We start from the raw sequence: 14,629 nt of genomic DNA on the forward strand, positions 1-14,629 counted from the left end.
TTCACGTTTTGCCTGACGCCAATGTAATCGAATACAAGATGCACCGCGCCGGGCATTACCCCTTGCCCGTGGCGCAGTACTTGCGTCTGCGCGAACGAATCCCGCCGCTCTACGGACTCTTGTCGGTCAATGCGGCCATCCTGGCCTATACGCATCGTGCGCTGGCTCCCGGATTTCTCACCCTTACGATCCCCGCCGTCCTCATCGCCTGCTGCCTGATTCGCATGCTGGTATGGCTGCGCCCCATCGGCCAGCGCGATCTGGAAGCGGATGTCGCGCTGCGGCGCATGCGCCGGGCGATCTGGCTGGCGCTGGTCTTCGCCATGGCTTTCGCCGTCTGGTCGCTCTGCCTCGACCGTTACGGCGGCCCTTACGAGCATGGCCATGTCGCGGTTTTCGTGTCCGTCACCGTGCTCGGCTGCGTGTTCTGCCTGACGTTCCTACCCACCGCCGCCCTGCTGATCTGCCTGACGGCACTGGGCATGTTCCTCGTCTATTGCGTGACGACGGGTTCGGCGACGCTCACCGCCGTGGCGATCAACATCGCGCTGGTGGCGGCCGTGATCCTCAAGATCCTGCGCGACACGTACGATTCGTTCGTCGAACTGGAGGTCGCCCAGCGCGACTTGCGCGCCGAACGCCGGCAGGCTCAGGCGCTGGGTGACGAGAACGCCCGGCTGGCGCAGACCGACGCGCTTACCGGCCTGCCCAACCGCCGCTATTTCTTCGCCACACTCGAAAACCTGCTGGAAAGCGGCGAAGACAGGGTCTTCTGCGTCGGCCTGATAGATCTGGACCGCTTCAAGCCCGTCAACGATACTTATGGCCATGCCCAGGGCGACCGGCTGCTCCAGGTCATCGGCACGCGCCTCATTGCGCAGTGCGATCCCAGCGTGACGATCGCCCGCCTCGGCGGCGACGAATTCGGCTTCATCGTGCCCGGCGGCCCCGACGAGGCGGAGGCGATCGCGCAGAAGTTCTGCGCCGCCATCCGCAGCCCGGCCCGGATCGGCGAAGTGACGATGGCTGTCGGCGGATCGGCGGGAATTGCGATCTATCCGGAAAGCGCGCGCACCGCGCATTCGCTTTACGACCGCGCCGACTTTGCGCTCTACCATGCCAAGAATCACCGGCGCGGCCAGTGCGTGCGCTTTTCCGATCACCTGGAAACCCTGATCCGCTCCGAGCAGGCACTCGATGCGGCGATGCAGAGCGCGGACCTCTCGCGCGAACTCTCGGTCGCCTATCAGCCGATCATCGCCACCGAAAGCAACCAGCCAGTCGGCTTCGAATGCCTCGCCCGCTGGACCTCGCCCACGCTGGGCGTGATCGCGCCGGAAATGATGATCGCCGCGGCCGAACGCGTGGGCCGTGCCCGCGAAGTGACGGCGACCCTGTTCGATCATGCGCTCGATACCCTGGCCCGCCTGCCGCACCCCATCTCGGTCTCGTTCAACTTGTCGGGCCACGACATTTCGGACGCCGAGACGATCGGCACTTTGCTGGAACGGATCGAAACGAGCGGCAGCGACGCCCGTCGCCTGCTCTTCGAAATCACCGAGACGACTCTGATCGCCGAACTCGACACCGCTCGTATCGTCCTGGAGCGCCTGCGCGCCACCGGCGCCCGGATTGCGCTGGACGACTTCGGCACCGGCTATTCGAGCCTTTCTTCGCTGCACCAGTTGCCGCTCGACATGGTCAAGATCGACCGCAGCTTCGCGCCCCGGCTCGACGAGACCGTGGGCCGCCGCCTGATCTCGGCAATCCGTAACCTTGCGCGCGCGCTCTCGCTGGAATGCGTGATCGAAGGGATCGAGACCGAAGACCAGCTCCTCAGCGCCCGGATCGCCGGGTTCTCGCTGGCCCAGGGCTTCCACATCGCCCGGCCCATGTCGCTGGATGATATGCTGGCCCGGATTGAGACCTCTTCCAAGACCTGGCACATGGCCTGACCGGGCGGCTTGGCCGGGCGGCTAGGTCCGGTTCAGTCCGCCATCCGCTTTCGCGGCCCGTTCAGATGTCGCTCTTGGTCCCGTAGTCGATGCGGATGCGCACCCAGGTCCCCAGTTGCGGCTTGCCGTTGATGCGCGGCGGAAGAACCTCGAACTGCCACGCCGCATTGAGCACCGCCCGGCCGAAGCCAGAGCCGCGCGGCGATTCGCCCAGGATCTGGCAATTGTCGACCTTGTAATGTTCCATGGTCTGGCAGGCGATCATGCCCCAGCCGGTATTGGGCCGCTTTTCCGGCAAGTACCCGCCAAGCTGCGCATCGGTGGGTCGGCGGAACCAATCCGCGTTGTAGAGCGTCGCGCCGCCAGGGCCTTCGCCGGGGCCGTAAGTCCCGCCCGAACCGCCCGGTGCCGGAGCACCCTGCGCCAGCCCCTGCCCCTTCATCTTGCCGATATCCGCCGCGGCGAAGTCCTGGCTCGACATCTTGAGGAAGGTGAAAGCCGGTTTCTTCTCCACCGGCGTTTCGACAGGTGGCGTCGGCACTTTTTCCTGCACCACCGCGGCCTGCTGCTTCTGCTCGACCTTCTTTTCCTCGCGCTGCTTGGGCTGGGCCGGTTTGTCCCCGCCCTTGTCTCGATCATGGTCGACGACGTCGAACGTGGTCAGCGCGGTCGTCTTCTTCGCAAGTTCGGGAACGAGGCCCGTCTGGTAGATGGCCAGCAACAGCGCAAGAAGGATCAGCCCCGCAGAGAGGAACGATGATACGAGGCGTTGGCGCGGCGAGCCGGGTTGATAACCCGACGGCGCCTGCTCGGATTCGGAGGGCATGACGCGGCCTGAATAGGGTGCTTCCCCTGCCACCGCAATTGCGGCCTTATTGCAACTTCATTGCACGGTGGACTGTTGCGCGAAAAGCCCACCGTGCGAGCGATGCCGGGGTCCCGCCACCGCCCAACATCCCTGAAAATAGCGGAAATTCAGCCCGTCAAACCCAGGAACCGGAACGGTGCATGGTCGACGAAGTCCTTGTTCGCCTCGCCCGAGAAGGTGTGATCCTGATCTGGACCGAGATCGAGCTTCTTCACTTTGCCCGTCTCCTTCGAGAAATCGATCTTCTTCAGGTCGACCCAGAAGGTGTTGGGCGTCAAAGCCGATTCGAAGAAGTACAGCTGCCGCTTGTGATCGAAGACGATGCGCCAGCGGGTGGATGAGATGTTCGGTTCTTCCGGCGTGTTGATGCCATAAGGCACCGAGGCATTGCGGATCACGCTGAACACCGCGGCGAGCGCCTTGTTGGGGTCCGGCTCCTTGGGAATGGCGTTGATATAGAAGGAAGCTCGCGCGAAGCGATCGGCCGCGCGGTTAGTGCCCGGCAGCATGGTCGTGCCGCCGATGCCTTTCCAGTAGGTATTGAGTGCCAGTTGCTCGTCGTACGTCGGCGAATTGGTCATGACCTGGAACTGGCGACCGTGGTGGATCACCTGCTTGCCGCCGATATATTCGACGATGGCGCTGTCTCCCGTGGCGTCCGACATGGAGAGGTGCACGGTCGTCAGGCGGTTCTCGCCCGGCACACTGTCGGTGACGACCGTGAAAGGCTCCTTTTCGAACGCCGCCACGGCCTCGGCAACGGTCGCGAAGTTGTCGAGCGCATATTGCGCCCAGGCCGCGATCGTCAGCCCCGGCTTACCCTTGCCATCGAAATGCGGATATTCCGATTCGACCAGCCAGAGCATGTTGGCGTTGAGCCCTTTCTCGTTGACGCCGTCCGTGCTGGAGACGTCATAGCCGCTGACGACGACGCTGCCGTATTTCGAAGTCCACTTGATGGAATTGGCCCCTGCCTCGCCGGTCCGCGCCATGCCCCGCGGCAGGATCCACAAGTTGGAGACGATGTCGCTCTTCCAGTCCATCGAGCGGGCCGTGATGACGTTGTCGTTCGGCCCCAGATAGACTGCCCGCGTGCAGGCATCGGCGGCGACACCCGCGGTCAGCAGGCCCGGCAAGGCCAGCGCGCAAAGCGCCCGCCCGAATGTGGTCGTCATGCGCATCGGCAATTCTCCTCGTGGCAACGGAGCAATCAGAAGAGCATCGACAGTCCCATCAGCGGGCCGCGTTGCTGCATGTCCCAGACGAACTTGCCGCGCCCGGTGAAATCGGGCTGGTCGTAATCCTCGTAAATGAGCCGGTAGCCTGCCCGCAGGATCGTGCGCTGCCCGAAGACATGCGTGCGGTACCCCAGCATGGCGACAGCATTGACGCTGATGTCGGAGCCGGCGCCGAAGCCGCCCACGTCGGCTTGGGCGAACAGATTCCAGCGCCGCGAGAGATCGGCATTCATGCGCAGACCCACGAAGGGATCGACCCAGTTCGCCCCTTTCGCCGTCTGCAGGGCCAGGGGCGCGACGGCGGCGCTGGCCTTCAGGTCGGTCCAGCGCAGGCCCACGGTCGGTTCGAAAGAGACGTTCCGGGGATTGCCGAAGGCCGTCTCGCCAGGAAGCGGAACGATCCAGGCCTTGTAGTAGAGCCCGCCCGCCACGCGCGTGGTGCGGATGCTGAGATCCACGGGCAGCGAGAGCACCTGCTCGGTCTGCGAGGTCTTCACATGCTGGGCATCGAGATATCCGCCCCAGCGGCCGTTCACCGCTTCGACGGTCCCCATGGCCGCAAGGTCGAGATGGTGGAAGATATCGCCGAAGGGCAAATGCGCCTGTGTCTGCAACCCGGCCAGGCCAAGGTCGCCGCCAATGGAAGCGCCCCAGACATAAGGACTGACGATCAGCGTCCAGCCGGTGCCGCCGCGTCCGGCCGGAGGGGGCATCTGCACCCGCTCTTCATCGACGGTATCGACAGAAACGACGCCGGCCTGACCGCCAGAGGCATCATCCGGAGCACCTTGCGCCCTCGCCTCGGAAAGTCCGGCAAGCCCACAAAGCAGGATGCCCGCGAGAAGGAACCGAAATGAGGATCGACCACTTCGAACCAACGACGATCTCCCGAGGCAGGAACTCGTAACGCCGCGAACCTATAGCCATTGTCCTATAGTATCAACCTAATAGATCGACGCTTTACTCATTTACCCGGCAGCCTCGTCGCAAGATTTCCAGCGACATTAAGGTTACGCCAACGATAACTATCGGCAGGGCACATACGAAAACGCCGGACAGATGCTGCCCGGCGTCCGTTAACGAAGATGAAAAAGCCCCAGGCTCAGTAGCGGCGCGCCACCGCGAACTCGACCGCTTCGCACATGGCCTCCCGCGCCGCGCCGGCGGGGAAGATCGAGAGCGAATCGATGGCCCGCTGGGCATAGAGACGCGCGCGTTCCCGCGTCGCCTCCACGCAGCCGTGGCGGTTGATGAGTTCCACGGCGTGGGCCAGGTCCTCATCCTCGGTGCGGAAACCGGCGATGGCGTCTTCCCAGAACTTGCGTTCCTCCGCATTGCCGCGCGCATAGGCCAGGATCACCGGCAGGGTCATCTTGCCCTCGCGGAAATCGTCACCCTTGTCCTTGCCCGATTCGGAGGCTTCCGAATCGTAGTCGATGGCGTCGTCGACCAGTTGGAACGCGATGCCGAGATTGCGGCCGTAGGCGTCGAGCGCGTGCTCCTCCGCCTCGTTCTTTTCGGCAACGATCGCCGGAATGCGCGTGGCGGCGGCGAAGAGCGCAGCGGTCTTGGAACCGATGATCTGGAGGTAGTGCTCCTCGCTCGTCTCGATCCGGCGCTGGGCGGTCAACTGATCGACCTCGCCCTCGGCAATGATCGAGCTGGCCTTGGAGAAGATCTTGAGGACCTTGAGGCTGCCGTCTTCCACCATCAATTCGAAGGCGCGCGTGAACAGGAAATCGCCCACCAGAACCGTCGCGGGATTGCCGAAGACGATATTGGCGGCGGCCTTGCCGCGGCGCATGTCCGAACCGTCGACGACATCGTCATGAAGCAGCGTGGCGGTATGAAGGAATTCCACGGCCGCGGCCAGCTTGTGATGGCGGGTCCCTTGATAGCCGCACAGCTCCGCCGCCGCGACCATCAGCATCGGGCGCATGCGCTTGCCACCGCCCGAGATCAGATGCCCGGCAAGCGCCGGGATGAGCGGAATCTCGCTCTGYATCCGGTCCAGAATGACGGCGTTGACGCTGTTCATGCCGGGAGCGGTGAGCGCCAGCATGGGAGCGAGGGTAGGCTGCGACCCGCGTGCGCGCAGGGGAATGACATCGGCACTCATCGACCCGCGCATTGCGCGTTCGGCGTCCGTAACGCAAGAGCGAATGCCACGGGACGGTCGAACGCCCCGACTGGAAGAGGCGGCGAACCCGTGCTAGCGGACCACGCGATGACCCAGGACACTCCCGCAGCCGACCTCGTACTCGCCGGTTTCCGTGCGAGCATCGACAATATCGACGCCGCTCTGATCCACATGTTGGCGGAACGCTTCCGGATCACCCAGGCGGTAGGCGCCTACAAGGCGAAGAACGACCTTCCCGCCTCCGACCCCGGCCGCGAGGAACGCCAGATCGTGCGTCTGCGCAAGCTGGCGGAAGATGCCCATCTCGACCCCGATTTCGGCGAGAAGTTCATCCGCTTCATCATCGACGAAGTGATCCGCCACCACGAGCGCGCGAAGAACCAGGCCTGAGCCCAGGCTTTCAGGGAATCGGATCCGTATAGGGAGCCGTCGTCCCGGGATGGCCCGGGACGGCAGCTCCTGACGGAAAAGCTGGCCTGGAAGGTCAGTCTTCCACCAGATCCTGAAGCTTCGACATCAGCGTCTGGATACGCGTGGCCGCTTCGGTGAAGGTCGCCACGTCCTCGCGGTTGTTGTTGCCGCGCGCTTCCTTGGCAGCTTCGACATAGCCTTCGAGATCGGCTTCGAGGGCGTCGACGATGATTTCGATCTCGTCCGACGACAGCGACAGGTTGATGGAATCGGTCATGAAAAGGTCCTTGATCTGGTAAACCGCGCCAATGGGGATGAATGAACGGAGCCGCAACCGCCTCTGCGCCGGTTCCCACGAGAATCCCGTCCGACGCTGGACACTGGAAGCCGAGCGCCGGATGGGATCGAGAAACTAGGCATCGACCCGCGGCAGCTTGAGCTTGACCAGCAAGCCGCCCAGGTCCTCGCTCTCGTCGAGTTCCACGGTGCCGCCGTAGATTTCCACGACATCGCGCACGATGGCAAGGCCCAGCCCGGTCCCGGGCTTGCCGGTATCGAGACGCGCGCCGCGATCGAAGATGCGGATACGCTCGGTTTCGGGAATGCCCATGCCGTCGTCCTCGATCCACACTTCGCACAAGCGCGAGGTGCGATCGGGGTCCACCGTCACGAACACGCTGCCGCCGCCGTACTTGGCCGCATTCTCGATCAGGTTGCCGAGAATCTCCTCGAGATCCTGCTTTTCGAGGGCCACGACGGCGTCGTGATTGCCGTCCAGGTCCAGCCGCGCCTGGTCGTAGAGCCGCTCCACCGCGCGCAGCACGGCCTCCAGGCTCGGCCAGACTTCCGCGCGCGATTGCCCGACGGCGCGGCGGCCGACCGCCCTCGCCCGTGCCAGATGGTGATCGACCTGGCGGCGCATGACCGCTGCCTCGCGAATCACGGTGTCCGAGAGGTCGGGCGCCTTGGCCGTGGCCGCGTTCATAACCACGGTAAGCGGCGTCTTGAGCGCGTGAGCGAGGTTGCCCGCATGCATGCGCGCTTCCTCGGCCTGTCTTTCGGTATGGGCGAGCAGTGCATTCAGCTCGTCGACCAGCGGTTCCACTTCCTGCGGCAGCGGCTGGGTGACGCGGCTGGCCCCGGTCGTGCGCAGCTTCTGGATTGCGCGGCGCACATGGCGCAGCGGGAACAGGCCGTACCAGGTCTGCATGCCCGCCATGAGCAGCAGGCCGAAGCCCAGCGCGACGAAGCTGTAGACGAGAATGCCGCGCACCATCTTGATCTGGTCGTTCAGATCGACCCGGCTGGCCGCGACCGTGAACATCCACTGGGCATCGCTGCCTGGCAGGATCACCGCCCGCTCCATCACGCGCAGAGGCTCGCCCGGAAACTGCGGGCTGTCATAGACGTGTTGCTGGGCGTCGAAATGCTCGGGCGGCACGTTGATGCTGCGGTCCCAGAGCGAACGCGACGGGAAATCCTCATGGCCCTTGGCGCGAATCTGCCAGTAGAGCCCGGAATTGGGCTCCAGAAAGCGCTGGTCGCCCAGCGGACGGATGAAGAAGACTTCGCCGTCCGGCCCGATTTCCACCGAGCCGATCATGCCGGTGAGCATGTAGCCGAGCTGCTCGTCGAAATTGCGCGTGATGAGGCCGGTCAGCGTCCGGTCGAGCGCCAGTCCGCCGACCAGCAGCAGGATGAAGATCCATCCCGCCGCGATCAGCATCATGCGGCGCGCGAGCGAGCCGGTATTGGCGGCCCGCACCTGGGCGCCGCCGCTTTCGCCGGTTCCCGGCGCGTTGGACCCGGCTTCGCTGGCCCCCGCCGCACCGGCCCCCGCTACGCCGGCAACCGCCGCACGGGACGCTTTCGTGCCGGATCCCGCTTCCGGGAGGCCCGGTTCCGGGGCTGACACGTCAGCCGCGGCCGGGTTCTGCGGGGTCGTCGAGGCTGTAGCCAAGGCCACGGATCGTCGTGATGACATCGGCACCCAGCTTCTTGCGGATGCGCGTGACGAAGACCTCGATCGTGTTCGAATCGCGGTCGAAATCCTGATCGTAGATGTGCTCGATCAGTTCGGTGCGGCTGACGACCTTGCCCTTGTGGTGCATCAGGTAGGACAGCAGCTTGTATTCCTGCGCGGTCAGCTTGACCGGCTCCCCGGCCAGGGTGACGCGGCCCGAACGGGTGTCCAGCCGCACGTCGCCGGCGGTCAATTCGCTGGAAGTGTTGCCCGAGGCACGGCGGATCAGCGCGCGCAGGCGGGCGATCAGTTCCTCGGTTTGGAAGGGCTTGGCCAGATAGTCGTCCGCACCGGCGTCGAGCCCGGCCACCTTGTCGGACCAGGAATCGCGGGCGGTGAGGACCAGGACGGGGAAATTGCGCCCTTCCCTGCGCCACATGCCCAGCACGGTAAGGCCATCGATCTCCGGCAGGCCAAGGTCGAGGATAACGGCGTCGTATTCCTCGGTCGAACCCAGGAAGTGGCCGTCCTCGCCATCGACGGACAAGTCTACGGCATATCCGGTCTGTTCCAGCGTGGTCTTGAGCTGGTTGCCGAGCGTGGGTTCATCCTCGACGATCAGGATGCGCAATTCGGTCTCTCCCTAAGAGGGCGGGCCCAATGAAAGTGGGCCGGTGGGGGCGGAGTTCAAATGGGGCGAAAGCCCGGCAGCGTCAAGCGACGGCCCCCGCGTTGGTTCCCGCGGATCGACGGGCCTGCGCTTCTACGCGGCATCGTTCAACGCGATTGGCCGATCACCCGCCCCGTGCGCGCGTCGACATCGACGTAGTAGACCTTGCCGCTCTGGATGAACTTCAGGCGATAGGCCATGGCGGCCGAATCGTAATCCGGGCCGAGATATTGCTTCCCGGACATGCGCGGCAGAACGATCTGCTCGATCTCCCGGATGGACAGGATGTTGCCGGCCTTGCGTTCGCGGCGCACCTCACCCTGCTCGCCGCCGGGATCGGCTGCATGCGCAGTCAGCGTGGGCACGACCGACCCGAAGGCCGCAAGAGCCAGCGCGGCAGGGGCCGCCAGGAAAGAAAGAGCCTGTTTCATATCGACTTGCTGCCTAAGCCCGCTGCCTTGAACAAGTCCTGAATGTGGCAGGAAGGCAGCGCCGGATCGGAGGTGTGGCCGAAAGTCCACGCTCGCGATGCCGCGCCGTGCGGCTTGCCAGCCCCCCGCCCGGCCCTGTAGGGCGCCGAGCCATGGCAATCGCACCTATTCTCAGCTGGGAAGGCCTCGGCCTGATCCAGGGCTCCGGCTGGCTCTTCCAGGACCTCGACATCAACATCGCCCCGCGCGACCGGCTGGCGCTGATCGGGCGCAACGGCGCGGGCAAGACCACGCTGCTCAAGCTGATTGCCGGCAGCGTCGATGCGGACAAGGGCACCCGCTCGGTCCAGCCGGGTACCCGCGTGGTCACGCTGGAACAGGACCCATTCTTCACCGGGTTCGACACCCTTCTCGATTTCGCCATTCACGGCGACGATGCCCCGCCGCGCCACGAAGTCGAATCGATCGCCGATCAGCTCGGCATCGACCTCTCGCGCGAGGCGAAGAGCGCCAGCGGCGGTGAACGCCGTCGCGCCGCCTTGTGCCGTGCCCTCGCCTCCGAGCCCGACCTGCTGCTGCTGGACGAGCCGACCAACCACCTCGACCTTGCCGCGATCGACTGGCTGGAATCCTGGCTGCAGCGCTACAACGGCGCTTTCGTGGTAATCAGCCACGATCGCACCTTCCTGACCCGCCTGACCAATGCGACGCTCTGGCTGGACCGCGGCAGCATGCGCCGCAGGGACATCGGCTTCGGCGGCTACGAGGCCTGGGAAAACGAGGTCTACGCCGAAGAGGAACGCGCGGCCCAGAAGCTGGACGCCAAGCTCAAGATCGAGGCGCACTGGCTGGAACGCGGTGTGACCGCGCGGCGCAAGCGCAACCAGGGGCGCCTTGCCAAGCTCTGGGAAATGCGGGCCCAGCGCGCGGCGATGATGGGGCCGCAGGGCGCAGCCAAGCTCGCCGTCGTGGCGGACGACAGCAAGACCAAGTCCGTCATCGTCGCCGAGCACGTCACCAAGACGTTCGGAACCGGAGAGGCCGCCCGCACGGTCATCAAGGACTTCAACTTGCGCATCCAGCGCGGCGACCGCATCGGCATCGTCGGCTCCAACGGCTCGGGCAAGACGACGCTGCTGAAGCTGCTGATCGGCGAATTGCAGCCGGATTCCGGCACCGTGACGCGCGCCGCCACGCTCGACGCCACCGTCATCGACCAGCAGCGCAGCCGCATGAGCCCGGAAATGCGCATTCGCGACGTCCTGGCCGAGGGCGGGGACTGGATCGACGTGGTGGGCGTGCGCAAGCACATCCAGGGCTATCTCAAGGACTTCCTGTTCGATCCCGGTCTGGTCGAGGCGAAAGTGGGCACGCTTTCGGGCGGCGAGCGCTCGCGCCTGCTGTTCGCCCGCGAATTCGCGCGAACATCGAACCTGCTGGTACTGGACGAACCGACCAACGACCTCGACCTCGAAACGCTCGACCTGCTTCAGGAAGTGATCGCGGACTACAACGGCACGGTGCTGATCGTCAGCCACGACCGCGATTTCCTCGACCGCACGGTCAACGTCACGCTCGGCCTCGACGGCACCGGCCATATCGATGTGATCGCCGGCGGCTATGCCGATTGGGAGGCCAAGCGCCGCCAGCGCACCGCGAGCGGCAAGGCCAAGGCGAAGGAGAGCGCCAATACCGCCGCTCCGCCGCCGCCCAGGAAGGGCAAGCTGTCCTACAAGGACCAGCGCGACTACGAGCTGTTACCCAAGCGGATCGAGGAACTGGAAGCCGCCATCGCCCGCGACGAAGCGGCCATGGCCGATCCCGCGCTCTACACCCGCGATCCGGCGAAATTCGCCAGCCTGACCGCCGCCATCGACAAGTCGCGCGGCGAAAAGGAAGCCGCGGAAGAACGCTGGCTGGAACTGGCCGAACTGGTCGAGGGATAAGGGAGCCTGGTGCCTAGGCGCGGGAGGCGGGCAAGCCGCCGCGCCTGCCCGCCGTCCCTTGCCAAGACGGCTCGCCGCGGCGATGAGGGAAACCAGATCGGTTAGCCCTCTGCCAAGGCTGCGCCGGATCGGCAAGGGGCCAGCTTCTCGATGATAAACCGCATTCGCGACATCCGGCTTCAAAAGGGCCTGACCCTGGCCGATGTCGCTGCCGCGTGCCGGCCCGTCACGACCGCGCAGACCATCGGCCGCCTCGAGACGGGCATGCGCAATCTCTCGCTCGTCTGGATGAACCGGATCGCCCAGGCGCTGGGCGTCGATCCGGAGAGCCTCCTGCGCAGCGAGGCCAGCGAGCCGGTCATGGTCGTGGCCCTCCTCTCCGAAGGCGGCGCCGAAAGCCCGCGTCTCCGGCGCGAGGCCCTGCTGCCGAGCGATCTTGCCGCCGACCTGCCGTGGATGGTGATGGAAGTGGAGGCGACCTGCGGCGAATACCGCACCGGAGACCAGGTCTGGCTGCGACAGACGCCCCTGCACCAGGCTTCGCGCCTGCTGAACCGCGACGTGCTCGCCCCACTCCCCGGCGGCCGATTCGCATTCGGAAGGCTGATCGAGAGCGGCGGCGATGCGCTGGTCCTGCTGCCCCCGATCAGCGGCCAGCCGCCCGTACCGGTGGAACATCCCCAGTGGCTGGCCGTTGCGGACATGCTCGTCAGAAAGCTCTAACTTTCCGCCTCTAAAGGGAAGCCATGCGCATCCTCTCCATTGCCACGCTGTTTCCGAATCCGGTGAAGCCGTCCTTCGGCGTCTTCGTCGGCAATCAGATGCGGACGATCGTCGCCGGGGGCGAGGTGGACCTCACCATGGTCAGCCCCATCGGCATTCCGCCCTGGCCGCTGTCGCGCCGCCATCCCTACGACAAGCTCAGGCACATTCCCGAATCCAGCAGCAGCGCCGGCTTCGAAGTGCACTATCCCAAGTTCACGCTGATCCCGAAGATCGGCGGCGACACCAATCCCGGCCGGATCGCCCGCGCCGTGCTGCCGCTCGTCCGCCGCCTTCATGCCGAGCGGCCGTTCGACCTGGTCGATGCGCAGTTCTTCTTCCCGGACGGCCCCGCCGCCGCGCTGATCGCGCGCGAACTGGGGCTGCCGCTCACCATCAAGTCGCGCGGGGCGGACATCCATTACTGGGGACAGCGCCCCGTTGCGCTCAGGCAGATGCAGCGGGCGGCGCAGCAGGCCGCCGGAATGCTGGCGGTCAGCGAGGCCTTGCGCAGCGACATGATCGCCCTGGGCATGCCCGCCGAGCGGATCGGCGTTCATTACACCGGCCTCGACCATGAGCGCTTCCACCCCGTGGCACGCGGCGCCGCCCGGGCGCTCGTCTCGGCGATGCCCAACCTCGGGATCTGGTCGGAAGGGCCGCTGATTGTCACGCCCGGCTCGCTGATCCCCCGCAAGGGACAGCGCCTGGTGATCGAGGCACTCACTCACCTGCCCGGCGCGCGTCTCGCCCTTGCCGGCACGGGCGAGGACGACAAGTCGCTCCATGCCCTGGCAGACTGGCTGGGCGTGGCCGACCGGGTGCAGTTCCTCGGCCTCGTCGGCCATGACCTGCTGCCCCATGTCCTTTGCGCGGCCGACGTGCTGGTCCTGCCTTCGGCCAGCGAGGGCCTCGCCAATGTCTGGGTGGAAGGACTGGCCTGCGGCACGCCGATCGTCATCCCCGACATCGGCGGCGCCCGCGAGGTGGTGAAGGACGAAAGCGCCGGCCGCATCATCGCCGAGCGCACCCCCGAAGCGATCGCCGATGCCGTGCGCGACATCCTGGCCGATCCGCCGAGCCAGCAGGACGTTTCGGCGAACGTCAGCAGATTCTCCTGGGGCGTGAATGCCCAGAACCTCGTCCGCTTCTGGCGCGACGTGCTTTCGGGCGAGCCGGTCTACGCTGCGGCCTGATACGAAAAGGGCCGCTCCCTTGCAGGAACGGCCCTTTCGTCAACGTGAGGTGCTTCGGCTCAGGGCCGCGCGCCGCCCTCGCGGGCGAGGCGTTCCTGGCGGTCGATATCGGTTTCCGTCTTCACGAAGGAGTCCGACTTCACGCCCAGCCAGATCAGGATCGGCGCGGACATGAAGATCGAGCTGTAGGTACCGATGAAGATGCCCAGGGTGATGGCGGCGGTGAAGCCGAAGATCACGTCGGGGCCGAGCAGCAGCAGCGAGACGAGCATGATCAGCACCGAGAGCGAGGTCGCGATCGTGCGCGACAGCGTCTCGTTCACCGAGAGGTCGAGCAGTTCGCTCATCGGCATGCGGCGGTGCTTCTTCATGTTCTCGCGGATACGGTCGTAAACGACGATCTTGTCGTTCAGCGAGTAGCCCAGCAGCGTCAGCAGCGCGGCGACGATGTTGAGGTCGAACTCCATCTGCGTCAGCGAGAACATGCCCACGGTCAGCAGGATGTCCTGCACCAGCGCGAACAGCGCGCCGGCGGCGAACTGCCATTCGAACCGGATCCAGATGTAGATCGAGATACAGATCATCGCCAGGCCGAGGGCGAGCATGCCGGTGTGGAACAGCTCGCCGGAGACTTTGCCCGAGACCGAGTCGACGCCGTCGACACGGGCATCGGCGAAGTCATGACGCACCTTTTCGGTGATCTTGCGCGCCATGCCGTCGGCCAGCTTCGGGTTGTCCTCCGCACCTTCCGGCAGCTTCATGCGAACCGAGACTTCGTTGGGCTTGCCGAACGTCTGGATCACCGGCTCGCCGAAGCCGAGCGAATCCACGCTGTCGCGCAGCTTGCCGACCGGCGCCGTGGCGCTCTGCTCGAACGTTACGCGGATCATCTGGCCGCCGACGAAGTCGACGCCCAGGTTGAGGCCATGCGTGAACAGCAGCACGATCGATGCCGCCATCGCCAGCAGGTTGGTGATGAAGAACGGCCACTGCCAGCGCAGGAAGTGGATGTTCGTGTGATCGGGAATGAGCTTGAGGAGCTTCATGCG

The 14,629-nt window shown here is 65.4% G+C and carries 14 protein-coding genes; 5 read left to right on the forward strand and 9 right to left on the reverse strand.

The genetic code is table 11. The annotated features are described in order from the left end of the window. Positions 1-8: 8 nt before the first annotated feature. A complete protein-coding gene (locus AB4Z00_RS16680) occupies positions 9-1,955 on the forward strand; it encodes a putative bifunctional diguanylate cyclase/phosphodiesterase (protein ID WP_243654077.1) in 1,947 nt (648 codons plus the stop codon). Positions 1,956-2,016: 61 nt separating this feature from the next. Here the strand turns inward: AB4Z00_RS16680 and AB4Z00_RS16685 are convergent, their stop codons facing one another. From AB4Z00_RS16685 to AB4Z00_RS16700, 4 genes are all read right to left on the reverse strand, one after another. Then, positions 2,017-2,781: a hypothetical protein gene (locus tag AB4Z00_RS16685; RefSeq protein WP_207912816.1), complete on the reverse strand. Its 765-nt coding sequence runs from the start codon at positions 2,779-2,781 to the stop codon at positions 2,017-2,019. A 149-nt stretch (positions 2,782-2,930) separates the two neighbouring features. Next, positions 2,931-4,004 (reverse strand): linear amide C-N hydrolase, encoded by a 1,074-nt coding sequence (locus AB4Z00_RS16690; protein WP_442046639.1) that lies wholly within the window; start codon positions 4,002-4,004, stop codon positions 2,931-2,933. 29 nt (positions 4,005-4,033) lie between these two features. Further along, positions 4,034-4,774 (reverse strand): hypothetical protein, encoded by a 741-nt coding sequence (locus AB4Z00_RS16695; RefSeq protein ID WP_442046640.1) that lies wholly within the window; start codon positions 4,772-4,774, stop codon positions 4,034-4,036. A 389-nt stretch (positions 4,775-5,163) separates the two neighbouring features. Next, positions 5,164-6,180, reverse strand: coding sequence for a polyprenyl synthetase family protein (locus AB4Z00_RS16700; RefSeq protein ID WP_442046641.1), 1,017 nt, complete (start codon positions 6,178-6,180; stop codon positions 5,164-5,166). 108 nt (positions 6,181-6,288) lie between these two features. Here AB4Z00_RS16700 and AB4Z00_RS16705 point away from each other — a divergent pair, with 108 nt between their 5' ends. After that, complete coding sequence (locus tag AB4Z00_RS16705) at positions 6,289-6,591, forward strand: chorismate mutase (RefSeq protein WP_132263256.1); 303 nt, start codon at positions 6,289-6,291, stop codon at positions 6,589-6,591. Between the two features lie 94 nt (positions 6,592-6,685). Here the strand turns inward: AB4Z00_RS16705 and AB4Z00_RS16710 are convergent, their stop codons facing one another. From AB4Z00_RS16710 to AB4Z00_RS16725, 4 genes are all read right to left on the reverse strand, one after another. Then, complete coding sequence (locus tag AB4Z00_RS16710; protein WP_132263258.1) at positions 6,686-6,889, reverse strand: hypothetical protein; 204 nt, start codon at positions 6,887-6,889, stop codon at positions 6,686-6,688. A 135-nt stretch (positions 6,890-7,024) separates the two neighbouring features. Beyond that, positions 7,025-8,341 carry a sensor histidine kinase gene (locus AB4Z00_RS16715; protein ID WP_132264152.1) on the reverse strand — a complete coding sequence of 439 codons (1,317 nt, stop codon included), beginning with the start codon at positions 8,339-8,341 and terminating at the stop codon, positions 7,025-7,027. A 187-nt stretch (positions 8,342-8,528) separates the two neighbouring features. Beyond that, positions 8,529-9,206 (reverse strand): response regulator transcription factor, encoded by a 678-nt coding sequence (locus AB4Z00_RS16720; RefSeq protein ID WP_021232972.1) that lies wholly within the window; start codon positions 9,204-9,206, stop codon positions 8,529-8,531. A gap of 146 nt (positions 9,207-9,352) precedes the next feature. Beyond that, entirely contained in the window at positions 9,353-9,676 is a 324-nt protein-coding gene (locus tag AB4Z00_RS16725) for a PepSY domain-containing protein (protein ID WP_132263259.1), read from the reverse strand. A gap of 152 nt (positions 9,677-9,828) precedes the next feature. Here AB4Z00_RS16725 and AB4Z00_RS16730 point away from each other — a divergent pair, with 152 nt between their 5' ends. The 3 genes from AB4Z00_RS16730 to AB4Z00_RS16740 all read left to right on the forward strand — a co-directional run bounded on the left by AB4Z00_RS16730 (position 9,829) and on the right by AB4Z00_RS16740 (position 13,580). Continuing rightward, positions 9,829-11,622, forward strand: a complete 1,794-nt coding sequence (locus AB4Z00_RS16730; protein WP_132263261.1) for an ABC-F family ATP-binding cassette domain-containing protein — start codon at positions 9,829-9,831, stop codon at positions 11,620-11,622. A 150-nt stretch (positions 11,623-11,772) separates the two neighbouring features. Then, positions 11,773-12,345 (forward strand): helix-turn-helix domain-containing protein, encoded by a 573-nt coding sequence (locus AB4Z00_RS16735; protein WP_442046642.1) that lies wholly within the window; start codon positions 11,773-11,775, stop codon positions 12,343-12,345. A gap of 23 nt (positions 12,346-12,368) precedes the next feature. After that, on the forward strand, positions 12,369-13,580 hold the full coding sequence (locus AB4Z00_RS16740) for a glycosyltransferase (RefSeq protein WP_442046643.1): 1,212 nt from the start codon (positions 12,369-12,371) through the stop codon (positions 13,578-13,580). Positions 13,581-13,639: 59 nt separating this feature from the next. On the opposite strand, the gene secF is transcribed toward AB4Z00_RS16740, so the two are convergent. After that, on the reverse strand, positions 13,640-14,626 hold the full coding sequence (gene secF / locus AB4Z00_RS16745) for a protein translocase subunit SecF (protein WP_132263267.1): 987 nt from the start codon (positions 14,624-14,626) through the stop codon (positions 13,640-13,642). Between the last annotated feature and the right edge of the window lie 3 nt (positions 14,627-14,629).

This window comes from Novosphingobium sp. YAF33, assembly GCF_052113265.1.
Lineage (GTDB): Bacteria > Pseudomonadota > Alphaproteobacteria > Sphingomonadales > Sphingomonadaceae > Novosphingobium.

Excerpts from the sequence above, each read along its gene's own strand:
- AB4Z00_RS16725 (WP_132263259.1), bottom strand. The coding sequence starts at position 9,676 with ATGAAACAGGCTCTTTCTTTCCTGGCGGCCCCTGCCGCGCTGGCTCTT.
- secF (WP_132263267.1), bottom strand. The coding sequence starts at position 14,626 with ATGAAGCTCCTCAAGCTCATTCCCGATCACACGAACATCCACTTCCTG.
- AB4Z00_RS16690 (WP_442046639.1), bottom strand. The coding sequence starts at position 4,004 with ATGCGCATGACGACCACATTCGGGCGGGCGCTTTGCGCGCTGGCCTTG.
- AB4Z00_RS16705 (WP_132263256.1), top strand. The coding sequence starts at position 6,289 with ATGACCCAGGACACTCCCGCAGCCGACCTCGTACTCGCCGGTTTCCGT.
- AB4Z00_RS16695 (WP_442046640.1), bottom strand. The coding sequence starts at position 4,774 with ATGCCCCCTCCGGCCGGACGCGGCGGCACCGGCTGGACGCTGATCGTC.
- AB4Z00_RS16685 (WP_207912816.1), bottom strand. The coding sequence starts at position 2,781 with ATGCCCTCCGAATCCGAGCAGGCGCCGTCGGGTTATCAACCCGGCTCG.
- AB4Z00_RS16735 (WP_442046642.1), top strand. The coding sequence starts at position 11,773 with ATGATAAACCGCATTCGCGACATCCGGCTTCAAAAGGGCCTGACCCTG.
- AB4Z00_RS16730 (WP_132263261.1), top strand. The coding sequence starts at position 9,829 with ATGGCAATCGCACCTATTCTCAGCTGGGAAGGCCTCGGCCTGATCCAG.
- AB4Z00_RS16715 (WP_132264152.1), bottom strand. The coding sequence starts at position 8,341 with ATGATGCTGATCGCGGCGGGATGGATCTTCATCCTGCTGCTGGTCGGC.
- AB4Z00_RS16740 (WP_442046643.1), top strand. The coding sequence starts at position 12,369 with ATGCGCATCCTCTCCATTGCCACGCTGTTTCCGAATCCGGTGAAGCCG.
- AB4Z00_RS16710 (WP_132263258.1), bottom strand. The coding sequence starts at position 6,889 with ATGACCGATTCCATCAACCTGTCGCTGTCGTCGGACGAGATCGAAATC.